We start from the raw sequence: 25138 nt of genomic DNA, 5'->3' as shown, positions 1-25138 counted from the left end.
GTCAACCGCCCCCCTCCGGACCCAACCCACTTCCCAGGTCCCTCTCACACACCTCTGAGGTCCCCCCCCGCGGCAGACGTGGCGCGTTGCGTGCAAAACACTCCGCGTCTCAAGCATGGCGGACGCCCACGTGCGCTTTTCCGGCGCCACGTTGAGGGGGAGGAACTCTTGTCTTCACATCCGTATCACCCATGGCTTGGAGGTCTGGCCGTCCTCTGGGCGGTCACGGCTCAGGCCCAGGCGCAGCGCATCCCCGGCATCGAGCTGGAGCGGCTGCAACTCAATCCCGGTGCACGCGACAGCCTGGTGCTGTCCACCGGCGACCTCATGTCCCGCGGCGAGTACCGCCTCGGCTTCACCGGACACTATGAGAAGGAGCCCTTGGTGCTCGTCTCCGGTGGAGCGCAGCAAGGTGTCATCGTCTCCAACCGCGTGACGGTGCACCTCAGTGGTGCCTATGCCATCACCGACTGGTTGGAGCTCGGCGCGCAGGTGCCCATCGTGTCCCAGTGGGGACCGGACACCGCGGCGCTGGGCGTCGCCACGCCGTCCACAAGCGCGCTTGGCACGCCGTGGGTCCAGGCGCGCGCGGGAATCCTCTCCGAGCAGCGCGGCGGGCTGATGGATTTGGGCCTGCACCTCGGCGCGGCCCTGCCCATTGGCAGCACGGAGACGCTCACCCGGGACCAGGGCTTCGTCTTCTCGCCTCGGCTCGGCCTGGGCAAGCAGTTGGGTGGCACGTGGCGCGTGGGCGCCGACCTGGGCGCGCTGGTGCGGACCAAGACGTATGCGCTGTCCCCCAACACGCAGCCGCACCTCGACGAGCTGGGCACGGAGCTGAACGGCGGCGTCAACCTGTCCGCCGGCCTGCTCGGCTTCCGCCAGGAGTTGGTGGTGCGCGGAACCCTGCCCGTCGCGGATGCGCCGGAGTCGATGGAAGTGCTGCTGGGCGTGCGCGTTCCCATGCCCGCGGGCACGGAAGTCTACGCCATGGGTGGCCCTGGCTTCGGCAGCACGCCGGGCACGCCCTCGTTCCGGGTGCTCGCCGGCCTCAACTTCGGCGTCCCCTCCTCCACGCCCAATGCATGTATGGCGGGTCAGCCCCATGACCCCGCCCGCTGTCCGGACTTCGACCTGGACGGCGACGGCGTCAAGAACGCCGCCGACCGCTGCCCCACCGTCGAGGGCCTGTCGGAGCTGAATGGCTGCCCGGACGGGGACGACGACGGCGACGGCCTGCCCAACCTGGCGGACCGCTGCCCGAATGCGGCGGAGAACTTCAACGGCTTCGAGGACCAGGACGGCTGCCCGGATGACCCGGACACGGACGGGGACGGCATCTCCGACGCCAAGGACCAGTGCCCGGACCAGGCCGAGGACAAGGACGGCTTCCAGGACGAGGACGGCTGCCCCGACCCGGACAACGACAACGACGGCGTGCTCGACACCGCCGACCGCTGCCCCAACGAGGCCGGCCCCAAGGAGAACCGCGGCTGCCCGGACAAGGACACCGACGGTGACGGCATCGTCGACCGGCTCGACAACTGCCCCACCGAGCCTGGCCCGGCGAAGAACCACGGCTGCAAGGAGAAGCAGCTCGCGCAGATTGGCGAGAATCGCATCCAACTGCTCGAGGCCGTCTACTTCGAGAACAACAAGGACGTCATCATCGCGCGCAGCAACAAGCTGCTCGACACGGTGGCCAACATCCTCATCGCCCACCCGGAAGTGGAGAAGGTGCGTGTCGAGGGCCACACCGACAACCGCGGCAACCCTGACTACAACCTGGATCTGTCCCAGCGCCGCGCCGACGCCGTCGTTCGCTACCTGGTGAGCAAGGGCGTGGCCCGGGAGCGCCTGGAGGCCAAGGGCTTCGGTCCCACCCAGCCCATCGCGGACAACAACACCACCCAGGGCCGCGCGAAGAACCGCCGCGTGGAGTTCAAGATCGTCGGCGACGCAGAGGGCGTGCAGACGCAGCAGGGCGAGCCCTCTCCCGACACCCACTGAGAACCGAGGCAGACATCCCCATGAAAACGCGTGTCCTCTTCAAGACGGCGGCGCTCTGTCTCGCGCTGCTCTCATCCCTGACCGGCTGTGATTCGGGCGGTGCCCGGACAGCCGTGCCCCCCACCGAGCCCGTGCTCGTGAGCCGGACCGCATCCCTCGTCGGAGACGGCCAGCTCGAGCCCGGCGAGGAATGTGACGACGGCAACACCACCAGCGGCGACGGCTGTTCCGCCACCGGCACCATCGAAGCAGGCTACCTGTGCCACGTGCCCGGGCGCCCCTGCTCGCTGGCGAGCCTGTGCGGCAACAGCGTCGTCGACTCCGGCGAGGCGTGTGACAGCAACGTCCCCGGCTCCGACTGCACGGCGACCTGTGACCTGTCCCAGTGCGGCAACGGCGTGTTCGACAACCGCGCCCACCCGTCCTACGCGCAGGAAGTCTGCGACGACGGCAACCGCTTCGAGGGCGACGGCTGCAACCGCCTGTGCGAGGTGGAGCCTGGTTTCGCCTGCGCCGGCAGCCCCAGCCGCTGCGTGCGCGCGGGCGTGACGGTCTTCAACACCGGCGTGGACGAGAACAACCGCCGGCTGGAGGTCGGCCCGGATCCGCACTGGTTCTACAGCGGCACCAACACGGGCGCGGCCACCGGTCCGCGGAACGCCGACGACTGGCCCCAGGAAATCCAGACGGCCCGCTTCATGGAGGCGCCGCTGGGCGCCCCCGTCTGCGTGTACCAGGACTTCATGGTGCCCTCGACGACCAACGTCTCGCAGTTCCGCCTGCGGCTGGCCACCTTCAACGACAACCAGTTCGACAGCGCGCGGGTGAACGGGCAGAACTTCACGCCCACCGTCGTCAACGAGCCGGCGGGCCAGCCCTGGCAGAAGAACATCTTCCGCGAGTTCGGCACCAACGCCCCGTGGCGCGCGGGCCTCAACCGCATCGAGCTGTGCAACGAGAACGCCGCCACCGAGCCCAACGCCTTCCGCTACCTGTTCGTGGACGCGTACGACGACCGCTGCGGCGACGGCGCCGTGTCCCTGCGCGAGGAGTGCGACGACGGCAACGCCACCGACGGTGACGGATGCTCCGCCACCTGCGGCATCGAGGCGGGCTACGGCTGCACCGGCCAGCCCAGCACCTGCGCCCAGACGTGCGGCAACGGCACGCTGAACCCGGGCGAGCAGTGCGACGACGGCAACACCACGGCGGGCGACGGCTGCAACGCGAGCTGCCGCGTGGAGTCCCGCTACGCCTGCCCCACCCCGGGCCAGGCTTGCGTGATGACGTGCAGCAACGGCGCCATCGACCCGGGCGAGCAGTGCGATGACGGCAATGTCTACGACTCGGACGGTTGCTCCTCGGCGTGCCGCATCGAGCGCGGCTACGAGTGCCAGGGCGCTCCGTCCACCTGCGCCCCCCTGTGCGGCAACGGCCGGATGGACGCGGGTGAGCTGTGTGACGACGGCAACACCACCCTGGGTGATGGCTGCTCCAACGCCTGCACCCTAGAGCTGGGCTACGCCTGCCCCGCTCCGGGCCAGGCCTGCGTGCTCACCTGCGGCAACGGCGACGTGGACCCGGGCGAGCAGTGTGACGACGGCAACCTGAACCCGCAGGACGGCTGCAGCACCGAGTGCCGCGTGGAGGATGGCTACGCCTGCAGCACGCCCGACTCCGGTCCTTCCGTCTGTGTCGCGAGCTGCGGCAACGGCGCCCTGGACGCGAACGAGACGTGCGATGACGGCAACACCACCGCGGGCGACGGCTGCTCGACGGGCTGCCGCGTGGAGAATGGCTATACGTGCAGCGGTGCGCCCAGCACCTGCGCCACCACCTGTGGCGACGGCACCCGCGCGGGCGCCGAGGCGTGTGATGACGGCAACACCACGGCGGGCGACGGCTGCGGCGCCACCTGCGCGGTGGAGCCGGGCTGGAGCTGCCCTGGCGCTGGCAACCAGTGCTTCTTCACCTGCGGCAACGGCACGCTGAACCCGGGCGAGCAGTGCGACGACGGCAACACCACGGCGGGCGACGGCTGCAGCGGCAGCTGCCGCGTGGAGAACGGCTATACATGCAGCGGCGCGCCCAGCACCTGCGCCACCACCTGTGGCGACGGCACCCGCGCAGGCGCCGAGGTGTGTGACGACGGCAACCTCAACAACGGCGACGGCTGCTCCTCGCGCTGCCTCCTGGAGGACGGCCAGCCCTGCAATGCGTCCGGCGTCTGCGAGAGCGGCATCTGCAACCCCACCACCAACACCTGCATCAGCCCCAACGTCTGCGGCAACGGCATCCTCGACGAGGGTGAGCTCTGCGACGACGGCGACACCACGGCGGGCGACGGCTGCTCGACCACCTGCGCCATCGAGGACGGGTTCGGCTGCACCGGCATCCCGTCGGTGTGCGCCGTGACGTGTGGTGACGGCATCAAGGCGGACAGCGAAGCCTGTGATGACGGCAACACCACCAACGGGGACGGCTGCTCGGCCACGTGCACCGTGGAGAGCGGCGCCGCGTGCCAGACGGCGGACGTGAGCGTGTTCATCACCCGCCAGGGCAACGCGAACTGCACGCAGGTGTCGGACATCGACGCCCCCGTGCTGCCCGACGCGGCCATCCAGGCCGGACTGGACGTGCCGGGCCGCTACCGCATCCGGTACGTGTCCGGCGCGGTGAGCTACTCGGGTGGCACCAACTGGTACCCCGGCGTCATCGGCGTCAGCGCCAACGCGGGCACGCAGGTGCAGGGCTTCTCGCTGGGCTACACGCCCCGCAGCGGTCCGGGCTCGGCCACGCGCGCCGAGGCCATGCCCCTGGGCTTCCCCCTGTCCCGCGACTTCAAGGCGGCCACGGGTGACGTCCGCATCGCGCTGGTCGACACCGACTGCAACCTGGCCAACAACTCCGACACGGCGGTGACGTACCGCGTGGACGCGCTGTCCATCTGCCAGACGGCCCCTGTCGTCACGTCCCCGACGCCGGGCGGCACCGCTGGCGAGGAACTGGAGGGCACCGCCACGCCGGGCGCCACCGTGGACGTGTACCTGGACGGCAACCCCGCGCCGGTGTGCACGGTCGTCGCCGACGCGGAGGGGAACTGGAGCTGCACGCTGCCGACGGACCTGGAGGAAGGGCCGCACACCGCCGTCGTCACCTCCACCTTCCCGGGCGCGCCGCAGACGTCCACGACGGTGGACTTCATCGTCGACTACTCGCCGCCGGCGCCTCCGGTCATCACCGGCCCCACGCCGGGCGCGGTGCTGGACACGCAGACGCCCGTGCTGAGCGGCACGGCGGCCCCGGGTGACGAGGTGACGGTGTACGAGGGCGGAACCGCCCTCTGCACCACCACGGCCGATGCGGCGGGCAACTGGAGCTGCACGCCCACCACGCCCATGGCCGAAGGCCCGCACACGGTGACGGCCACCGCCACGCCTCCGGGCGGCAACCCCGGCCCCACCTCCACGCCCGTCACCTTCACCATCACCCTGACCACGACGGAGCCGCCGGTCATCACCGGGCCCGCCGACGGCGCGGTGCTCAACACGTCGACGCCGCCCCTGAGCGGCACGTCGGCTCCGGGCACGGTGGTGACGGTGTACGAGGGCGACACGGTGCTCTGCACCACCACCACCAACGACGTGGGCGCGTGGACCTGCACGCCGGCCCAGCCGCTGGAGGATGGCCCGCACACGGTGACGGCCACCGCCACCGACAGCGAGGGCCGCACCAGCGAGCCCTCCGCGCCCAGCGGGTTCATCATCGACACCCAGGAGCCCGACACGCGCCTCCCGCGCACGCCGCCCTCGCGCGGCGGCAACCGGACGGCGACCTTCGAGTACGGCGCCTCCGAGGAGGACGTCACCTACGAGTGCAGCTTGAACGGGGGCCCCTTCGAGCCCTGCCGGGACAGCTATGACGTGGGCGAGGGTCAGCACACCCTGCGCGTGCGGGCCACGGACCGCGCGGGCAACGTGGACAGCACCCCCGCGGCGTACTCGTGGACGGTGGAGCTCACCCGGGCCTTCGCCGGTGGCGGCTGCAGCACGGCACCCGCCGCGTCCTGGCTGGCGCTCCTGGGCCTGCTCGGCCTCCGCCGGAGGAAGCGCGGCTAAGGGCTGACCGCTACACCTTTCCGCCGGGAGGTCCACAACCCCCTCAGAGGCCCCCTCCGCCGGCCTCGTGGGCCTCCCGGCGGATTTTCCCCCCGCCACGCGCCAGCCCGTATGCTGGGGCCGTGCACGTGGCGGGGCGATTGAATGAAACGTACGAGGAGGAGCTCCTCCTCGCGATGGACGAAGGACTGCTCTCCGGCGAGGAGGTGGCGGTCCTGCGTGAGGAAGCGCTTCGCCTGCGGCGTGGCCCCCTGGAGCTGCTGCGGGAGCGAGGCCGGCTGTCCGAGGACTCCCTGGTGGCGCTCCGTGGCGAGCTCGCCTCCGAGAGCACGGACCCGAGCGCCGGCCGGCCGCTCGAGGCCGCCACCCTGACGCCCGTCACCCCGGGCGTGTCCCCGCCCCCCGCCGTGGAGCCGGACGGCCCCACCTTCCCGGTGCCGGACTGGGACCGCTACCAGCCCGTGCGCTTCCTGGGCCAGGGTGGCATGGGCCGGGTGTTCCTGGCGTATGACCCCATGCTCCGCCGCAACGTGGCGCTGAAGTTCGTGCGCGGGGACGACCCGGAGCTGGCCCGGCGCTTCCTCTCCGAGGCCCGCGCGCAGGCCCGCGTCCGACACGAGCGGGTGTGCGAGGTGTACGAGGTCGGCGAGGTGCGCGGCCGGGGCTACATCGCCATGCGCTTCGTGGACGGCCAGCCGCTGGGACAACTGGCGCGCTCGCTCACAGTGGAGCAGAAGGTGCTGGTGCTGCGCCAGGCCGCCGAGGGCGTGCACGCCGCCCATGGCGCGGGCCTCATCCACCGCGACATCAAGCCCGGCAACATCCTGGTGGAGCGCACCGAGGACGGCGGGCTGGCCCCCTTCGTCATGGACTTCGGTCTGGCGCGTGACTGGCGCGAGGAAGGTGCCGCGCCCAACGCCGTGCAGGGCACCCCGCACTACATGGCCCCGGAGCAGGCGCGCGGCGAAGTGTCACGCCTGGACCGGCGCGCGGACATCTACGCGCTGGGCGCCACGCTCTACTCGCTCCTCACCGGCCGGCCGCCCTTCACCGGCGCCACCGAGGCGGAGGTCATCACCCGGCTCCAGCATGAAGAGCCGGCGCCGCCGCGCGCGCTCGATGCCGACATTCCGTCGGACCTGGAAGCCATCGTCCTCAAGTGCCTGGAGAAGCAGCGGCCCGCCCGCTACGACTCGGCGCGGGCGCTGGCGGAGGACCTGGAGCGGTTCCTCGAAGGAGAGCCCGTCCTCGCGCGACAGGGACTGGGCTACCGCCTGCGCCGCAAGGCCCGCAAGCACCGGGTGGCGCTGACGCTGGGCTCCGCGGCCCTGACGGTGGTGTTGCTGGCACTCATCCAGGCGGGCATCGCCCGCGGCGAGGTGGCCGAGCGCGAACGCCTCACGCGCCGCTTCACCGAACGGGTGGAGCGCATCGAGGCCTCCGCGCGCTACTCCGCCCTGTCCCGCCTGCACGACACCCGTGAAGACCGGCGCGAGCTGCGCGCCAGCATGGACGCGCTGGAGGCCGAGGTGCGCGAAGCCGGCCCCCACGCACTGGGCCCCGGCCAGTACGCCCTGGGCCGCGCGTTGCTCGTGTTGGATGAGCGGGACGCCGCGCGCAAGCGCCTGGAGGCCGCGTGGGCCCAGGGCTACCGCGAGCCCCGGGTGGCCTGGGCGTTGGCGCAGGTGCTAGGAGACCTCTACCAGGAGCGGCTGCTGCTGGACGTGGAGCGCCGCAGCCCGGAGCAGCGCGAGGTCCGCCGCAAGGAGCTGGAGCAGAACTACCGGGACCCGGCCCTGGCCTACCTGCGCCAGGCCGAAGGCCCCGATGTCCCCGTCCCACCGCTGTATGTGAAGGCGCTGTTCGCCTTCTACGAGGGCCGCCACGAAGAGGCCCTGACCCACCTGGAAGCCATGGGCCGCGCGCAGCCCTGGTTCTACGAAGCGCCCTTGCTGCAAGGCGACGTGCTGCTGGCGCGGGCCACGCAGCGCTGGCACCAGGGCGACAAGGCCGGCTCGCAGGAGGACCTGGACGCGGGCCGCCGCGCCTATGCCGCCGCTGTCGCCACCGCGGAGAGCCAGCCCATGGGCCACTACGTCCTGGCGCGCCTGGAGCTGGCCGCGCTGGTGATGGAGCTGTACGGCGAAGGCAACGTGCTGCCCCACTATGAGCGCGGCGTGGAGGCGGCGACCCGCGCGCTCGCCGCCGCGCCGGATTACCACCGCTCGCTGGTCGTCCTCGCCCGCCTGCACCGCCGGCTCGCGGAGCAGCGCGCCAGCCAGGGACGCGAGGACGCCGAGCCGCTGCTGGAGAAGTCCATCCACGCCGCGCGCGAGGCCCTGGCCCTGGCGCCGCCCAGCGACCGTGTCGCGCTGGAGCTCGCCATCACCCACCGGCTGTGGGCCCGCTACCGCCAGGAGCGCGGGCAGGACCCGAGCGAGCAGCTTCGTCTGTCCATCGAGGCCTTCGAGCGCCTGCGCCCCGAGGAGCGCGACTATGCCTTCCACGCCAACCTGGGCCTGACCTATCAGGTGTGGGCGGACGCGGAAGCCGAGCGCGGCGTGGACCCGCTGGAGCACCAGGGCAAGGCGATTGACGCGTACCTGGAGGCCATCCGCGTGCGGGAGAACCAGGCCGACGCGTGGATCAACCTGGGCAACGCCCTGCGCCGCCGCGCTTCGAATCCACGCGCCACCGACGCCGCGGGAGATTTGACGCGGGCCCGTGACGCACTGGCAAAGGCGCTGGCGCTCAATCCCGGCAACGTCGTGGCCAGCTTCCGCGGCGCGGAAATCTCCGAGCAGTTGGCGCGCTGGCGCTGGAGCCACGGCGAGCCCTTCGAGGCGGACCTGGAGCAGGCCCTGGCCCTGTTCCGGCAGGGGCTGGGCATCAACGCGAAGCTCCCCCCGCTCCACAACGGGCTGGGCGCGGCGCTGCTGTGGCAGGCCGAGCAACGCTGGGAGGAAGGCGGCGCCCCCGAGCCCCTGCTCCAGCAGGCGCAGGCGGCCTTCGAGGAAGCCCGGACGCTGGCGCCCAGACAGGTGTACGCCCACAACAACCTGGGCGAGGTGTGGACCCTGAACGCCACCTTCCAGTCCGCGCGCGGGGAGAATCCAGAACCGAGTGGCCGCGCCGCCGTGGAAGCCTACCGTCAGGCGCTCTCGCTCCAGCCCCAGGACGCCGACCTCTGGGCCAACCTCGGCCGCGTGCAGACACTGCTGGCGACGTGGAGCATGGAGACCGGCGGCGACCCGCGGGCGGAGCTGGCGAAGGCCGAGGAGTCCCTGGCGCGGGCCACCACGCTGAATCCCCGCCAGGGCCACACGTGGCGCAACACGGGCGAGGCCCGCGCGCTCAAGGCCCGCTGGCTGGCGCACCGGGGCACCGCTCAGGAATCGGACTTCGAGCTCGCGTCGCAGGCCTTCCAGCAAGCCCTGTCCCTGGAGCCGCGCCGGCATGACTACCGGCTGGCCACCGCGAGATTCCAGCTCGCCTGGGCCGCGTGGCGTCAGCAGCGGAACGAGAACGCCGCGCCGCTGCTGAACCAGGGACTCGCGCTCGTGGCGGAAGTCCTGGCGGACCGGCCCAGGTGGGCGCGGGCCCAGGCGCTTCGCGGCGGCGGGCTGCTCGCCCTGGCGGAGACGCGCGCCTCCTCCGAGCAACGGCAGGCCTGGCGCATCGAGGGCCAGGAGGTGTTGCGGCAAGCACTGGCCCGCAACCCTCACCTGGAATCCGAATGGAGAGGCCGGCTCGGCGCGGCTCGCGAGCCGCTGGCCGGCCCTCCTACGCCCTGACGTAGCTCAGTACTCCTTGGGCGGGTCCGTCGTCACGTCCAGGTTGCCGTTCTTCGTCTCCAACTCGAGCCCGTGGCTGCGCGCCTCGGAGGCGCTGGGAACGTCCACCGTGAACGGATACGAGCCGACCGCGGCCCCGTCGGAAACGGGGTCCTCGCGCTGGGCGGCGGACAGAGAGGTGTTGTTCAAGCTGAACGACGCCGTCGAATCCAGGCACGCGGGGGGATTCACCGTCACGTCCGATGAGGCGCCAATCATTTCAATGGCGAAGCGGACCGTGTCTCCGTGCCGAACCTTGTTGTTGGGGATGTAGCTCAGGTTCCCGGACTTGTTGATGAGAACAGTGATGATGGCCATGGGCCGTGGCTCCTGTGCCCCGCTGGGGCGTGTGATGAACTGCTGCCTGCTGTGATTTGCACACACCATACCAGACAGGTCTGGTTCACAGCGCCCTCGAAGATTCACCACCGGCGCATGCCCTCAGCCTCAGGTGGACGCGTCAGCCCCACCCACGAGGTTCAGCATGACACGTCAGGCCGGCTCAGAGCTTCGGTGGATCCGTCGTCACGTCGAGGTTGCCGTTCTTGGTCTCGGCCTCGCCTCCGAAGTGCGGCTTCTCCGGCACGGGAGGGACCTCCACGGTGAACGCATACGTCATGAACGCGGCCGATTCGGAGACCGGATCCTCGTAGATGGGGGGCGCCGCGGAGGTCCGGTCCAGGGTGACGGGATTCGTTGCAACCAGGCACGCGGGCGGATTCACCTTCGCCCACAAAGGACCGTTAATCTGGTCGAGCACGAAGCGGACGGGCTGCCCCCGCCGGACCTTGTTGCTGGGCTCGTAGACCAGATCCCCCGACTTCTTGATGGTGACGGTGACAACGGTCATGGGCGCGGCTCCCGTACCCCCAATGGGGCAATGAGAAGGATTGCTGCGGGCTGTGAGTTGCAGACACCGTACCAGCCAGGAATGGCGCGCGGCCCCCCTCGACAATCGACACCCGAGCCCCCCGAAAAGGCAAATGGACGCGTCAACCGAACCCACCAGGTCCGGGTTGACGTGTCAGCCAACACTACCCACCACTGAGGCCCAGCTCCCGGACCCGCCGCTGGAGCGCGCGCTTGGAGACCTCCAGCCGCTGCACCATCCGGTCGAGGTCGCCCTCGCACTCGTGGAAGCAGCGCGTGATTTCCTCGGGGCTCAAGTCGCGCGCGGTGCGCAGGAGCGAGCTCTTGTCGATGAGGACGTAGACGGACGGCCGGGGAATGCCCAGCCAGTCCGCGGAGGCCTTGAGGTCCCAGGAGCAGGCGCGAAGGGCCTCCAGCAACTCCTGCTCACCCACGTCCGCGGGCTTGCGCCGCGGTGCCTTCGCGCCATCGCCCGCCTCCTCGCCCGTGCGCACGGTCAACGGACGCCCGGGGACTGGCTGCGCGTCCGCGTCCAGCACCTGCTCCAGCCGCGCATCGGCGCGCAGCCCCGGAGTGCCCCGGCTGCCGATGACGAGCTGACGGGTGACGTTGCGCAGCTGGCGGATGTTGCCGGACCACGCGTGGCGCACCAAGCGGACGGCCAGGGCCGCGGGCAGCCAGGGCTCGGCGCGCGGGTCCGAAGACGTCAGTTGACCGCCCTCCCCCATGGCCTCCAGTTCCTGGCGAGCGAAGTGGTGGAAGAGCAGGCCCACGTCCTCGCGGCGCTCGCGCAGCGGAGGCACCAGGATTTCAAAGCCGGCCAGCCGGTGCAGCAGCGGGGCCTTGAAGGTGCGCTCCTGGATTCGGGCCTCCAGATGCGCGTCCGTGGCGGAGACCAGCCGGACGTCGACAGGCACCGGCGTATGGCCGCCCACCGGATAGATTTCGCCCGTCTCCAGCACGCGAAGCAGCGCGGCCTGCACCTCGGGCGGCGCCTCGCCAACCTCATCGAGGAAGAGCGTCCCGCCCTCGGCCGCGCGGAAGAAGCCTTCCCGGTCCCGGCTGGCGCCCGTATAGGCCCCGCGCTGCGCGCCGAAGAGCTCCGCGGCGACCAGCTCCTTGGCGAGCGCTCCCAGGTTGACGCTGACGAAGGGACCGGCGCGGCGGGGACCACTGGCGTGGATGGCGCGCGCCACCAACTCCTTGCCCGTGCCCGTCTCGCCGCGGATGAGCACCGGCACGGCGAGGTCGGCCACCCGGATGATGTCCTCGCGCACGCGGTGGATGCCCTCACCGTGGCCGACGATGCCCAGGTCCAGCACGCCCGGCTGGCGGAAGGACGAAGCCAGGTGGAGCAGGAGCACCACGCGGTCGGCCAGCACCAGCGGCACTCCATCGGACAGCTCCTCGCGAGAGAACTCCCGGCCGCCCACGACGGGCTCGTTCGCCACGCGAACCTGGGTGCCGTCCTCTGGCACCAACATCCGGAGGCCGCCTCGTGGGCCGGGCTCGAACTCCACCGGCTTGCGGCTGAGGAATGGGTCTCCCAACGGGAGGGCCATGAGCCCCCCGGGCCGGGAGAAGTCCGGCGCGTTGCGAGACAGGGCCGCCGTGCGCCCCTGGGACGCGAGCACCTCCAGCAACAGCCGCTCGCCAATGCGCTGCGGCTGGGGATGGGACACAATCGTCAAGGCAGGCACGGAGAGCGCCACCGGGCTCTGCCCGGCCTGTGCGCGGCCCGCGGTGGTCGACATGTCTGCGGCGAGTTTCTGCTGCATGGGTCTTCGTGTGAGTCCTGGGATACCCGTTGAGCCTACACCTCCAGAAGCCCGAGCGCTGGGTTCATCCACCGAGGAAACGACGTGAGAATCCCGTGGGTTGGGAGAAGTCGCCGGTGCAGGGGCCGCAACCTATCCTCCTCCGCAGGTTCCAACTTCCGGACCCCATGGGATACGTCCACAGCCTCCGAGACTTCGCTTCCCCGCATGAGGGGCGCACACGCACTGTTCGCATCTACACACCCGACGCGTATGACGCCTCACCTGACAGGTCCTTTCCTGTCCTCTCCATGCAGAACGGGCAGAACGTGTTCGCCCATCCAGAGTCCGCGCTCTTCGACACTTGGTGCACCAACCTCTCCCTGAGCTACGCGGACCCCGAGCGGGACTGGCAACGGCGGCTGCCGGAGGCCATGCGCTGGCTGCCAGGGTGACGGCCCCGGCCAGCGCGTCGAGGGAGAATGGTAGGGTTTCCGCCAGATGGACGCCCTGGTCCCCGCCACTCCGACCGAGATCTTCGTCACCCTCCTCTTCGGCGGCATCTTTCTCTATGCCACCTGGGTCATCGGGAGCTTCACCCGTGACGCGATGGTGGAGCGAGATGTGCTCAAGCATGGCGAGGACGCCGAGGCCACGGTGCTCGAGCTGAGGGACACGGGCTTGCGCGTCAACCGCCGTCCCGTCTTCGAACTGCTCCTGGAGGTCCGTCAGCGTGGACGCGCGTCGTATCAGGCGCGGGTGAGGAAGCGGCTGGGCCCGCACCAGAGCATCGGGTCGCTGGGCGTGGGGATGCGTCTGAACGTCAAGGTCGACCGGAACGAACCGAGCAAGGTCGCCATCGTCGGCGCGGTCATGACGGCGCCTGTCGGGGCCTTCGTGCTACAGGGCATGCCGTCCGCGGGGGATCCGGTGAAGGCCATGCAGGACCTTCAGTCGCTGATGGATAAGGGACTCATCACCCCGGAAGAGTTCGAGGCGAAGAAGGCGCAGATTCTCGCGCGTATCTGAGAACGCGCATCGAGGTGATTGGTGCTGACCGCGGTCCTGGCGATGTTGCCCTTCATTCTCCTCTCGCTCGTCGGCTTCGGCGTGGCGGGGTACTTCTTCTATTCGCACGCGCAGACGCAGCGCCTCCGAGAGCACGGAACCGCCGGCGAGGCCACCATCCTCCGGATGGAGCGCACGTCGATGCAGATCAACAAGAGTTACGTCTACGACTTCCTGCTGGAGTTCAAGGTGCCGGGCCTCCCCACCTACAGGCGGCAGCACCGCAGCCGGGCGCATGATTGGAAGGCCTTCATCCTGGAGCCCGGCGTGCGCCTCAAGGTGAAGATCGATCCGAATGACCCTCAGCGATTCGTCGTCCTGGGGCCCGTCGATCAGCAGCGCCCCCAGAGCATCCAAGCCCTCCTCGCGGGCGCCGCTGGCTTTTCCGAAGCCAGGACCGTGGCCCCCGCGGACCCGGTGAAGGCCATGAAGGACCTCCAGTCGATGCTCGACAACGAACTCATCACGCAGGACGAATACGCGCAGAAGAAGGCGGAGATTCTCTCACGCCTTTGAAGCGGCCTCGCCCTACACGATGGACGCGGCGGCCCGCTGAACCTGGGGCACGCCGGGCAGCGTGGGCGCCGGGTTGAGCGCCTGGACCAGCAGCGAACGCAGCGCGTCCGCCAGGTCATCCGCCGCGCCCAGGGCTCCCGCGGGAGCCCCCTGCAACGCCGCGGGGACTTCCGCGCCCACCACCACCACCGGCATCCGGACCTCCCAGGCCAGGTAGTGCGCGAGCCGCACGGAGGGCTCGGCCACGTCCATCAGCAGCGCGCCCATGGCGCCCGCCGTGAAGGGACGCCACAGCGGCCGCGCCGCCTCCGCGGGAGGCAACACGCAGAAGTCCAGGCGCAGCACCTCGCTGAGCACCAGGCGCCCCAGCGTGCCGAAACCACTCTTCACCGCGGTGGGCTCGGCCGACAGCGCTTCCATGCCGGGCATGCGGGAGAGGACCCGCCGGGCCGCGCTCGCGCCACTGCCGCACACGAAGATTTTCGCGGTGGCCACCTTCGCGGGCGCTCGCGTGCGGAGAATCCGGCCGCGCAGCGCGTGCACCTCCGCCGCGCCCAGCAGCTCGCCGGACGCAGCCTCCACGCCGTCCCCGTCCGCGGCCTTCGCCACGCCCCGCTGCATGAGCGTGGTGAGGACGTTGAGCACCTCCAGGTCGGTGGCCGGCGCCAGGTCCAGCACCTCGCCCAGGGCGCGTGGCTGGCGAAGCAGGTCCACCACCTGCTGCGTCACCGGATGCTGGTCTCCTTGCAGGTCCGCGTCCGGCGCCAGCATCAGCCGCGTGTGGCGCGGCGGCAGGCCGGGCATCAGCCGGTTCACCTCGTCCGACTGGCGCATGCCCTCCAGCAGCGCGTCATCCATGCCGCGGTTGATGCGCGGCCGTGCCGTGTTGCCTCCGGGCGAGAAGGTGAACGTCCCGTCCACCCACGCCAGCAGACGGAACAGGGCCTTCTCCCCTTCCACGCGCCCCAGCTTCGCATTCACCGGGCGGCCTTCGACGACGGAAATCTCGCCCCGGTCGTTGCCGCGCTCCAGCGTCAGCCGGCCGCTGCGCCGGTTCATGCCCAACAACTGCATCAGGTCCGGGATGCTGAGCTGGCTGAGCGAGCCTTCGATTTCCTGCTGCTCGCTCTTGAGGTCCTTGGCCGCCTCGCTGCGCCGGAAGATGTGCTCGATGCGGCTGAGCACCTCGTCCAGGTTGAAGGGCTTGCGCAGGTAGCCGTCCCGCAGGCCGCGCAGCCGGTCCGACTCGAAGCTCGCGGTGGTGAGCACCACCGGGATGTCCTCGGTGCGCGGGTTGGTGCGCAGAATCTGGATGAAGGTGCGCGCGTCCAGCAGCCGGCAGGCCTCGTCGAACAGCGTGAGGTCCGGGTGGCGCAGCACGGCCACCTCCAGGGCCCGCGAGCCATCCGGCGCGTAGTGCACCTGATAGCCCTTGGTGCGCAGCGCCCGCGACAGCGAGCGCACGGACTCGAGGTCAGGGTCGGCGATGAGGATTTTCCGGACCGGGGCCACGGTGGCGCTCCGCTTCGTGTCAGTAGGGCTGCAGGTCGTATTCGGCCTGCAGCTTGGAGATGAGCCCGTCCACCACCGCGGTGTCCGAGGTGTGGAACCCCCACGTCGCTCCGTGGCCCCGCCGCTGGATGAGCGCGTAGGCCGCGTTCTCGGAGAGCCAGAGGATGAACTCGTGCCGCGCGATGCGGTCGTCGCCTTCTAGGAACACGGGCGTCAGCGCGGGGTGTGACTCCAGGTCGACGCGGCGGCCCAGGAGGTAGATGCGCGACGCCAGATCTGGAGGCGCGGACTCCAGCCCGGCGGCGATGTTCAGGTCCGTGCGAATCTCCGGCCCGCCCACGTACAGCAGGCCACGCGAGCCTGGGTCTCGCATCATCTCCCGGGCAATCTCCGCCTGGAGCTCGTCGAAGAGGACGTCGGACACCTTGCCCCGGCGGCTCGGCTCGGAGCGCTCGTCCACCGGCAGCCGGGGGCTGTTCGGCGTGCCCAGCAGCAGGTCCACCTCGTCCCAGAAGGGCAGCCCGTCCAGCATCAGCCGGCGCTGCAACGACGCGCGCCGCTCGTCCATGCGGCGGCGGCAGCGGTGCACCAGCTCGTCGAAGTCCTCGCCGTCCTTGGGGAAGGTGCTGGCCCCGCCCACCATCGCCAGCGGGAGGCGCTGGTCCACCTCCATGGCCTCGGGCTCCTCGCGCACGGCGGCCACGGCGCGGCGCACGAACATCAGCGCCCCGAAGAAGTCCGTCTCCGGCAGCAGGAGGTAGAACTCCTGGTCGCTCGCCTTCGCGATGACGTCCGAGTCGCGGATGATCTTGCTGAGCGCCTTGATGATGCCGCGCACCGCCTTCTTCGCGTCCGCCGCGCCCTGGCGCACGCGCACCAGCGGCAGGTTGTCGATGGAGAAGGTCAGCAGGGAGAACGTCCGCCCGTAGCGCCGGGCCTTGTAGATTTCCTTGGACGCGTAGTCGGTGAAGTAGCTGAGGTTGTACGCCGCCGTCTCGCGGTCTCTCAGGCCCAGGCGCTGGAGCGCGAGCATCTTCCGGCCGTTCTTCAGGCCCACCGCAGCGAAGTCACCCAGCACGCGAGCATCGCGCGAATGCTCGGGCCGGAAGTCTCCCGACAGCGGGTCGGAGAGCTGCGCCAACCCGACGACTTCCCCCGACGCCACCAGGGGCACGTACATCACCGACGAGCGCTCATCGCGGGCCAGCCAAGGCTGGGCCTCTCGCAGCCGTCCGGACAGCGGCCCTTCCGGGCTCATCTTCTCCGCGAGGAATTGCCGGTCCAGCAGCCCGCGGTAGGCCCGCAGCACCAGGTCTCCCCGGTCGTCCACCACCCACAGCGCGGCGCTCTGCGCGTCGCAGATGGCCGCCAGCTCCGAGGTGAGCCGCTCCTGGAGCCACTCCAGGTCGGGATGGGACAGGAGTTCCAGGCAGCGCTGGTGCAGGTTGTGGAAGCGGGCGAACTCCAGGTTCTCGTCACGAAGCTGCGTCCGCTCGCGGCGCAGGGACGCGCGCTCCAGCGCCCGGTCCACGGCGAGGAGCATGTCGTTGGCGTCCACCGGCTTGGTGAGACAGTCCGCCGCACCCGAGCGCAGCGCCACCTCCGAGTTCCGGATGTCGGTGCGCTCGCTGACGAGGATGACCTCCTGGTCGGGGTCCCGCTCGCGCAAGCGCGCGGTGAGAGAGAAGCCGTCCACGCCCGGCATCACCACATCGGTGATGACCAGGTCGAACGCCGTGCGTGCCGCCTCTTCGAGCGCGAGCGTTGCGTTCTCCACGGCCACCACGCGATGCCCGTTATGCGTGAGCAAGTCACTGGCGAGCTGACGAAAGAACAGGTCGTCGTCGACGACGAGGATGGGTCCGGCCACGGCGCGTTCTGACCTGGGAGCGAGAGGAACGCGGGAGGTTACCGGCCCGAGGGAACCGCGACAACGCCCTCGAAGACGAAGGCCACCGGTCCACGGAGGCGGATGTCGGACAGGTCGGCGGGGACGCGGATGCGCAGGTCTCCCCCTGGCAGGGTGACGCGCAGCCAGGCATCGGCCGGGAGCCGTTTGGCCAGCACGGCGGCCACGGCGGACGCGCAGGCGCCCGTCCCACAGGCCTGGGTGAGGCCGCAGCCTCGCTCCCAGACCACCACGGTGAGGCCGTCCGAGTCCACACGGACGAACTCCACGTTGGTGCGGTCCGGGAAGGACGGGTGGTGCTCCAGCAGGGGCCCCAGGCGCGAGGCATCCTCCAGCGGCTGGTCCAGGAGGACCATGTGGGGATTGCCCATGCTCACCGCGTAGGCGCGCAGGGGCGGATGGCCCGGCACGAAGGCATCCAGGAAGGGCTGGCCGGTGACGCCCGAAGGCAGGTTGGGGGCGACCAGCCGGGCGGGGCCCATGGAGATGTCCACGGCCACCACGCCGCCCTCGCCGTACGAGGGGTAGCAGGTGAGCACGCCCGCCCCGGTCTCCACGTCGAGGTGGCCTGGCGTCTGGCCCAAGTCGTCCACCAGGAACTTCACCGCGCAGCGCAGTCCGTTGCCGCACATCTCCGCGATGCTGCCGTCGGCGTTGTGCACGACCATGCGGGCGACGCCACGCTCGGAGGGCAGCAGCGCCAGCACCCCGTCCCCGCCGATGCCCAGGCGCCGGTCGCACATCCACCGCGACGTGGCGGCGTCGATGTCCTCGCCGGAGCCGCGCCGGTCCAGCACGACGAAGTCATTGCCCAGGCCCTGATACTTGAAGATGCGCTCGCGAGCTTCCACAGGCGCAATCCTAGTCGCGAGCGGCTATCCGCGCTCGTCCGGCTTCGGCGGCGTCTTCTGGGGCGGCAGGTCCAGCGCGGGCACCGCGCCTCGGGGGCGCCGGGCCGGGGCCTTGGCGCCCTGCTCCGTCCCGGATGGAGGGACCAGCTCGTTCCTGGCTGGCTCGGGCACGTCCAACAGGGCGAAGCTGTCCGCGCGGGACGCCGGCCGCTGCGCCGCGGCCAGTTCGGCCTCGCGGTCCGCGAGCTTCTGCTGGAGGTCCTCCACCAGGGACTGGAGGAGCTCCATCTCCGCAGCCATCTCCAGCACGTCTTCGGGCTGGGAGGACACCTTGAGGGACTCCACGGTAGCCAGGAGTTCGGTGCGCTCCGCCTCCAACGCGTCCACGCGGGCCTTCTGGGACTGGAGCCGGGTTTCGAGCCCCCGGAGCTGTTCATCGAGCAGGGAGCGCTCGGTCTGGAGCAATGCGAGCTGCCCGGCCGCGCTGCCGTCGTGCTGCTGGAGCTGCTGCGTGGCCACCTCGAGCGCCTGGGACAGGCGGGTGCGCTCGGCGCGCTCGGCGTCGAGGATCCGGACGGCGTCGGTGGACGCGGCTTCCAGGGCGGTGACGCGGCCTTCAAGGCGGACCCGGGCGGCGCGGGCGACGGACAGGTCGGACTGGAGGCGCTCGCGGTCGGAGTCCGCTCGGGCGAGGCGCTCCTGGGCAGACTGAAGCGTGGCCGCCCGCTCCGTGGCGGCGGTCAGGTCGGCGCGGAGCACATCGAGCTGGGACGTGAGCTCGGCGACGTGGGATTCCAGTGTGGCCCTGTCCGCCTGGGCGCGGTCAGCAGTGTCGGAGAGCTGGGCCGCGCGGTCGCTGGCCTCCGCCAGTTGCGCGTTGAACCGCGCGGAGGCATCGGTGAGCCGCGATTCCAGCTCCGCTTGCTGTGCTTCGAGTCGAGCGTTGAGGTCCGCCAGCCGGGTCACCGACTCGGCGCGCTGTGCCTCGGCGTGGGCCATGGCCTCCGCGAGCCGGGCCTCCAGTTCGCCACGCTGCGCCTCGGAGCTGGCCACGGCGTCCGCCAACTGAGCCTCCAACGCGCCGCGCTGTGCATCGGCGTGGACCGCGACTTCCGCCAGCCGGGCCTCCAGCGCCGTGCGTTCGGCCTCGGCGCGAACAGCAGCCTCCGCGAACTGCTGCGCCGCCTCCACACGTAGCGCATCGAAACGAGAGACAGCTTCCGCGAGCTGCGCCTCGAGTTCGGCGCGCTGAGCATCAGAACGCGAGACGGCGGCCGCGACCTTCCCTTCGAGTTCGGCGCGCTGGGCCTCCAACTCGCTACGGGCGCGCGTCAGTCCATCGGCGGAGTCCGTAAGCTGGGCCTCCAGCGCGTTCGCCCTCGCCTGCTCCGTGGCGGCGGCCTCGGTCGCGCGGGCCAGCTCGGTCCGCAGCGTCTCCAGCGCGGCGCGCTCGGCTTCGAGCGAGTTCTCCATCGCGGTGGCCTTGCCCGCGAAGCGCCGCGCCGTCTCGAGCTGCACCATGAGCAACTCGGCGTTCTCCCGCTGCGCCGCGAGCCGGTCCTGCGCATCCACCAACTCGGCATCGAGCCGAGCGATGTGCATGCCCCGCTCGTTCAGGGCCGCCATGGCGCGCTGGAGCTGTGCCCCCAGACGCATGCTCTCCTGCCGCGCGGCGCCCAGATGCGCCAGTTCCTGCTGCGCCGCGGCCAAGGCCGTCCGTTCGCGGTCTCGCTCCGCCGTCAGCGCTTCGATTTCGCCCTGCTGTCGCTCCGCCCGAGCAAGCGCGCCGTCCAGCGCACGTTCGACCGCGGAGAGTCGCTCCTGCGCGGCGGCTTCCTGCCGGGTCAGCGCCTCGCGAGCCTCGGTGGCGGCCTCACTAACACGGCCCGCCTCCGCCTCACGCTCCGCGACCTGTTCACGCAGCTGGGCGACCTGCGTCTCCAGCGCGCCGATGGTTCCCGCACGCTCGGCGAGCTGGGCATCCGCCGCGCTTCGGGCCGACTCAAGGTCCGCCAGGGACTGAGCCAACGCGACCGCACGCGCCGCGTCCGACTCCTGCGCCGCGCGCGCCTCCGAGAGCCGGGACTCCAACGCCGAGCGCTGTTCCTTCGCGGTGTCCTCCGCCCACGCCCGCTCCGACTCCAGGCGCGTCACGGTATCGCGAAGCTCCTGCTCGCGAGCCTCGGCCGCCAGGCGCTGCGCTTCGAGCGCGCGCTCCTGCTCGGCCATGACACGTTCGGCGGCAGCCAGTCGCTCCTGCCGGGCCTGGTCGCGCTCGGACGTCTCCGTGCGCAGCGTTTGCAGCGCGGACTCCGCATCGGTTCGCGTGCGTTGCTCCGCTTCGAGCACCGCGCGGACCTGCGCCAACGCGGCTTCGGCCTCGGCACGCCCCTGCTGCTCGGACTCCAGTGCCGAGCGAGTCTGTCCAAGCGCGGCACCGGTATCGGCGCGAGTCTGCTGCTCCGCTTCGAGCGTCGCACGCGACTGCGCCAGTGCAGACTCAGCCTGAGCGCGAGCCTGCTGCTCCGCGGCAAGTGCCTCACGGGCCTGGGACAGGGCGGCCTCGATGGCCGCGCGAGCCTGCTGCTCCCCTGTGAGCGTCTCACGAGACTGCGACAGTGCGGTCTCAAGCTCGATAAGCGTCTGCTGTTCCGCCGTCAGCGACTCACGCGACTGCGACAGGGCCGTCTCAAGCTCGGCACGAGCCTGCTGCTCCGCCTCAAATGCCGCGCGAGCCTGTGCGAGAACGGACTCAGTCTCCGCGCGAGCCTGCTGTTCCGCCGCGAACGCCTCGCGAGACTGCGCCAGCACGGCCTCGGTCTCGGCGCGCGTCTGCTGTTCCGCAGTCAGCGCAGCACGCGCCTCGGCCAGGGAAGCTTCGGCATCGGCCAGCGACTGCTGTTCCGCCCCGAGCGTCGCACGGAGCTGAGCCAGCGCGGCCTCCGCCCCCGAGCGAGCCTGCTGCTCCCCCCCAAGCAACCCCTGCACGCGAGCCAGCTCGGCCTCGCCATCACCGCGCCCCTGGCGTTCGACGTCCAGGTCCGCACGAACCTGGGCAAGCGCCTCACGCTCCGCTGCGAGCGCCTCCTGCGCCTGGGCACGCGCCTCGCGCTCGGAAGCCGCCTCGGCCTGGAGCCGGGTGACGACCTCGTCCGCGCCGAAGGCACGCTCCCGCATCGCGGTGAGCTCCGCGGCCAGCCGCTCACGCTCCTCACGTTCGGAAGCGAGCTCCGTCTGGCCCTGAGCCTCGTGCCGAACCAGCGCCTCCTGGGCCGAGACCAGCTCCGCCTCGGTCCGCGCGCGCAGCGCCAGCGCCTCATCCAGGCGAGCCTGAACCACTACAAGCGAGTCCTCCGCCTGAGCCCGTCGCTCCGCCTCCGCAGTGAGCGCCACCTCCAACCGCGCGCGCTCTTGCCCCTCCACTTGGAGCAGCGCCTGCGCATCCCCGAGCGCCGCTTCCCACCGAGCGCGCCGCTCCTCTTCGGAAGCAAGCGCGTCCCGAACCTGGGTCAGCGTCTGGCGAGCCTCATCCAGTCCAGCCCGAGTCTCAGCGAGCGTCGCCTCGGCATCGCTGCGCCGCGCCTGCTCGGCCTCGAGCTGCGCACGCAGCGCCTCCAACGCAAGGGCCCGCCCCTCCTGCTCGGAGTCCAGCGAGTCCCGGACCTCCGCCAGGGAGTTCTCCAGCGCCGTGCGCCGAGCAACCTCCGCGTCCAACGCCTCACGGGTCCGCGAGAGCGTGGCCTCGGCGTCCGTCAGCCGCTGCGCCGCGCTCTCCAGCTTCCCACGCGCCAGCCGCAGCGCCTCCTCCACCGCGGCCCGGGCCTCACGCTCCGAGTCCAGTTCCCCGCGAACGCGCCCGAGCTGCTCCTCCGACACCTGCCATTCCAGGTGCGCGGACTCCAGCTCCTCGCGGGCGGCCTGAAGCGCGGACTCCAGCTCCGCCGCGCGCTCCGAGGACTGCCGTCCCGTACGAGCGTGCGAGGAAGCCTCGGCCTCCAGCTCCACCACGCGCCGGACCAGGGCCGCGCGCTCCTCCGCCAGCTCCTGCCACCGGGCCTCGACCTCGCCCTTCGCGGAGACCTCATCAAGGACCTGCTGCTCCAGCGCTGTCGCCCGAGCCCGCTCGTCCTCCAGCTCGCGCTCCAGCGACGTCAGCCGGGACTGGAGCGCGTCCCGTTCCGACTCCAGCGCCTGCCCCAGGCGCTCCTCGGTCCGAGCGCGCTCCGCCTCCAGCGCCTCCAACCGCTGCGAGGCGTGATGAAGCGACTCCTCCCACTTCTGCGCCGTGGCCCGCGCGGAAGCCTCCGCGTGCGTCAGGGCCTCCACCTCCTGGCCCAGGCGGGACTGCGACTCGCGAGCGGCGGCCAGCTCCGTCTCCAGGCCCCGGACCTCCGCCTGAAGCGACTCCAGCCGCGACTCCGCGTCCTTCCGAGCCCCCTCCGCCGAGGCCGTCCGCTGCCGCGCGTCCACCAGCTCCCGAGCCGTGCGCGCCAGCTCCGCATCCTTCACGGAGACGGCGGCGCCCGCGTCCCGGGACGTCTCCGCCGCCCGAGCCGCCTCGGCCTTCAGGTGCTCCACGGCCGCCAGGGCCGCCGAGTACTGCTCCGCGATGCGCAGCTCCCGCTCACGCGCGGCCTCCGCGGCACGCCGACGGTCCTCGGACTGCTCCACGGCGCGCTCGGCCGCCAGCCGGTCCCGCTCGCGCTCGATGCGCAGCGTGGCCTGCTCCTCTTGGAGGTCCCGCACCTGCGTATACGCCTGCGTCAGCCGCTCGCGGGCCTCCTCTAGAGAAGCCGCCGTCTCCTCACGACGAGCACGCTCCAGCCGGAGCGACTCCTGGGCCGCCAGCACCTGAACGCCCGCGTCCGCCTGAGCACGCTGCGCGGCCTCCACCTCCAGCCGCTGCGCCGCCAGCCGCCGGTCCGCGTCGGCCAGCCGCTCCTGCGCCACCTGGAGCTCCAGCTCGCGGCGCCGCAGCTTCCCGGACAGGTCGTCCCGCTCGCGCTGTGCCTCCTGGCTCCCCCGCGCCTGCTCCAGCTGCGCGGTGAGCCGGGCGACCTCATCACGGGCCGTCTCCAAGGAGGGACGCAGCGACGCCGCCTCCGCCTCCCGGTCCGTCAGCTCCGCGCGGAGCTTCGTCAGCGACTCCTTCAGCCGGCCGCTGCGCTCCTCCCAGGACTTCGCGCGCGCCACCACTTCATCAAGCTTGCCCCGAGTGAAGGCCAGCGGCTCGGGAGGCAGCTGCACCCAGGTCGGATCCACCACGCGCGCCGGGTCCTGCCCCGCCACCACCAGGAAGTAGGCGGCCTCGCTGTGATTCACCAGGGTGCCGTCCACCTGGAGCCCTTCGCCCCGCTCGAAGGCGAGCTGGTAGCCCAACACCGGGGACTGGGTGGCCACCTCCACATTGGCGAAGTGGACCGACAGGGCGTCCAGCAGTTGACCATAGGTGGGCGGCACGCCCTCCTCGGCCTCCAGCAACTGGGGCAACGCGAGCCCCGCGACATTGCGCAGGCCGCCCACGAGGAAGCCCTGCTTCGTCACCAGCCGCGCCAGCTCCGCCAGCAGCTCCGGCGCCTTCACGTACGGCGCCAGGTCCGCGACCAGCACCACATCGAAGCTGCCCGACTCGAAGTCGTCGTAGATGTTGGCCCGGAAGCGCAAGGCGGGACCGCCGTGCGCCTTCTGCGCGGCCTCGACCGCCGCTACATCCCTGTCGCACGACACGACCGCGCGCGCACCTCTCTCCACGAGGAAGCGTGCGCTCTCGCCCCCGGTGGAGGCGACCGCATCGACTTCCAGGACCCGTCGACGTGCGAAGAGGCTCTCCGCGAAAATGTAGCGGGGCAGCAGCTCGCTGGGCCCCAAGCGGCGGAATGTGTGGTGCATCGGTGTGTTCGGGAGTGGGAGTATACCCCCGGGCAGGCGCGCCCCAAGTTAAGCGCCGGGGCTGGAAATGGGCCTCGCGCTCGCACGTCAGGAGGGCAGGCGACATGAACGGAACGGCACAACAGGGATTCGGCTATCGGGCGCGGCGTACCTTCACGCGGCTCCTCATCTTCACTCTCATCCTGGGCCTGGGCGGCGTGGTCGTCTTCCTCCTCTCCCAGCTCAACGCGCGCACCTTCACCCTGGCCCTCCATGACGGGCAACTGGTGGTGATGAAGGGCCGCAACGCCCCCATGGGCGCGGTCCCCTACCGGACCGGGGACCCGAGGCTGGCGGACGCCTATGCCCCCGTCGCCATTGAAGGCCAGGACGTCTCGGCCCTCCTGACGCGCAAGTTCACCGACCGGGACGAGCTGGACCAGGCCCTGTTCCCCGTCCTGGAGGGCCTGGCCCGCCCGCGCATCGCGTCGGACGAGCCTGCCCGGGTCGACCAGGGCCTCTACTACCTCCGGCGCGCGGAGAAGCTCTCCGGCATCACCGAGGAGCAGCGCCTGACGCTCCAGAAGCACATGGTGGACGTGGCCTACTATCAGGCCCGGCAGAAGCTGGAGGACGCCCGCCGGCTGGTCAGCGAGGCCCTCACCCAGCTCAAGCTGGCCGCGGAGAGTCAGAGCCGCCACGCGCGCAGCGCCAACCAGATGCTGTCCGCCGTGGCCCCGCCGGCCCGCGACCTGGAGGATTCGCTACGCCGCGCCGTGCATACCCTCAGCGGCCCCCAGGCGGCCCCCCAGACGCCGCCCCAGGC

At 71.2% G+C, this 25138-nt stretch carries 13 protein-coding genes and 1 pseudogene; 7 read left to right on the top strand and 7 right to left on the bottom strand.

The genetic code is table 11. The features are described 5' to 3' along the window. The first annotated feature begins 168 nt into the window (after positions 1 to 168). From F8M74_RS15420 to F8M74_RS15410, 3 genes are all read left to right on the top strand, one after another. Positions 169 to 2010 (top strand): OmpA family protein, encoded by a 1842-nt coding sequence (locus F8M74_RS15420; RefSeq protein ID WP_141255017.1) that lies wholly within the window; start codon positions 169 to 171, stop codon positions 2008 to 2010. 20 nt (positions 2011 to 2030) lie between these two features. Continuing rightward, on the top strand, positions 2031 to 6128 hold the full coding sequence (locus F8M74_RS15415; protein WP_141255016.1) for a DUF4215 domain-containing protein: 4098 nt from the start codon (positions 2031 to 2033) through the stop codon (positions 6126 to 6128). A gap of 122 nt (positions 6129 to 6250) precedes the next feature. Continuing rightward, positions 6251 to 9922 carry a serine/threonine-protein kinase gene (locus F8M74_RS15410; protein WP_141255015.1) on the top strand — a complete coding sequence of 1224 codons (3672 nt, stop codon included), beginning with the start codon at positions 6251 to 6253 and terminating at the stop codon, positions 9920 to 9922. Positions 9923 to 9928: 6 nt separating this feature from the next. Here the strand turns inward: F8M74_RS15410 and F8M74_RS15405 are convergent, their stop codons facing one another. The 3 genes from F8M74_RS15405 to F8M74_RS15395 all read right to left on the bottom strand — a co-directional run bounded on the left by F8M74_RS15405 (position 9929) and on the right by F8M74_RS15395 (position 12609). After that, positions 9929 to 10279: a hypothetical protein gene (locus F8M74_RS15405; RefSeq protein WP_228559787.1), complete on the bottom strand. Its 351-nt coding sequence runs from the start codon at positions 10277 to 10279 to the stop codon at positions 9929 to 9931. Between the two features lie 184 nt (positions 10280 to 10463). Then, the gene (locus F8M74_RS15400; RefSeq protein ID WP_141255013.1) at positions 10464 to 10811 is read right to left on the bottom strand and encodes a hypothetical protein; all 348 of its coding nucleotides are present in this window, start codon (positions 10809 to 10811) and stop codon (positions 10464 to 10466) included. A 184-nt stretch (positions 10812 to 10995) separates the two neighbouring features. Then, positions 10996 to 12609: a sigma 54-interacting transcriptional regulator gene (locus F8M74_RS15395; RefSeq protein ID WP_141255012.1), complete on the bottom strand. Its 1614-nt coding sequence runs from the start codon at positions 12607 to 12609 to the stop codon at positions 10996 to 10998. A 167-nt stretch (positions 12610 to 12776) separates the two neighbouring features. On the opposite strand from F8M74_RS15395, the pseudogene F8M74_RS15390 reads away from it, so the two are divergent. From F8M74_RS15390 to F8M74_RS15380, 3 genes and pseudogenes are all read left to right on the top strand, one after another. Beyond that, positions 12777 to 12974: pseudogene (locus F8M74_RS15390) on the top strand (alpha/beta hydrolase); the annotation flags it as partial. 115 nt (positions 12975 to 13089) lie between these two features. After that, positions 13090 to 13617: an SHOCT domain-containing protein gene (locus tag F8M74_RS15385; RefSeq protein WP_141255011.1), complete on the top strand. Its 528-nt coding sequence runs from the start codon at positions 13090 to 13092 to the stop codon at positions 13615 to 13617. Positions 13618 to 13638: 21 nt separating this feature from the next. Next, positions 13639 to 14172 (top strand): DUF3592 domain-containing protein, encoded by a 534-nt coding sequence (locus F8M74_RS15380; RefSeq protein WP_141255010.1) that lies wholly within the window; start codon positions 13639 to 13641, stop codon positions 14170 to 14172. Between the two features lie 12 nt (positions 14173 to 14184). Here F8M74_RS15380 and F8M74_RS15375 read toward each other — a convergent pair whose 3' ends face one another. From F8M74_RS15375 to F8M74_RS15360, 4 genes are read right to left on the bottom strand one after another with little or no spacing between them, the layout of a single operon-like run. Beyond that, positions 14185 to 15684 carry a DUF4388 domain-containing protein gene (locus tag F8M74_RS15375; protein ID WP_141255009.1) on the bottom strand — a complete coding sequence of 500 codons (1500 nt, stop codon included), beginning with the start codon at positions 15682 to 15684 and terminating at the stop codon, positions 14185 to 14187. Positions 15685 to 15703: 19 nt separating this feature from the next. Continuing rightward, entirely contained in the window at positions 15704 to 17554 is a 1851-nt protein-coding gene (locus F8M74_RS15370; protein WP_141255008.1) for a response regulator, read from the bottom strand. Positions 17555 to 17592: 38 nt separating this feature from the next. Then, positions 17593 to 18444, bottom strand: coding sequence for a diaminopimelate epimerase (gene dapF / locus F8M74_RS15365; RefSeq protein ID WP_141255007.1), 852 nt, complete (start codon positions 18442 to 18444; stop codon positions 17593 to 17595). Positions 18445 to 18468: 24 nt separating this feature from the next. Next, on the bottom strand, positions 18469 to 24333 hold the full coding sequence (locus F8M74_RS15360; RefSeq protein ID WP_141255006.1) for a methyltransferase domain-containing protein: 5865 nt from the start codon (positions 24331 to 24333) through the stop codon (positions 18469 to 18471). A 104-nt stretch (positions 24334 to 24437) separates the two neighbouring features. Here F8M74_RS15360 and F8M74_RS15355 point away from each other — a divergent pair. Continuing rightward, positions 24438 to 25138, top strand: a 701-nt coding sequence (locus tag F8M74_RS15355) for an IF-2 protein (protein WP_228565829.1), incomplete at its 3' end; no start/stop codon positions are given.

It is taken from the genome of Myxococcus sp. CA023 (assembly GCF_010998615.1).
Taxonomy (GTDB): domain Bacteria; phylum Myxococcota; class Myxococcia; order Myxococcales; family Myxococcaceae; genus Myxococcus.
This window is presented reverse-complemented; position numbering and strand designations above follow the sequence as displayed.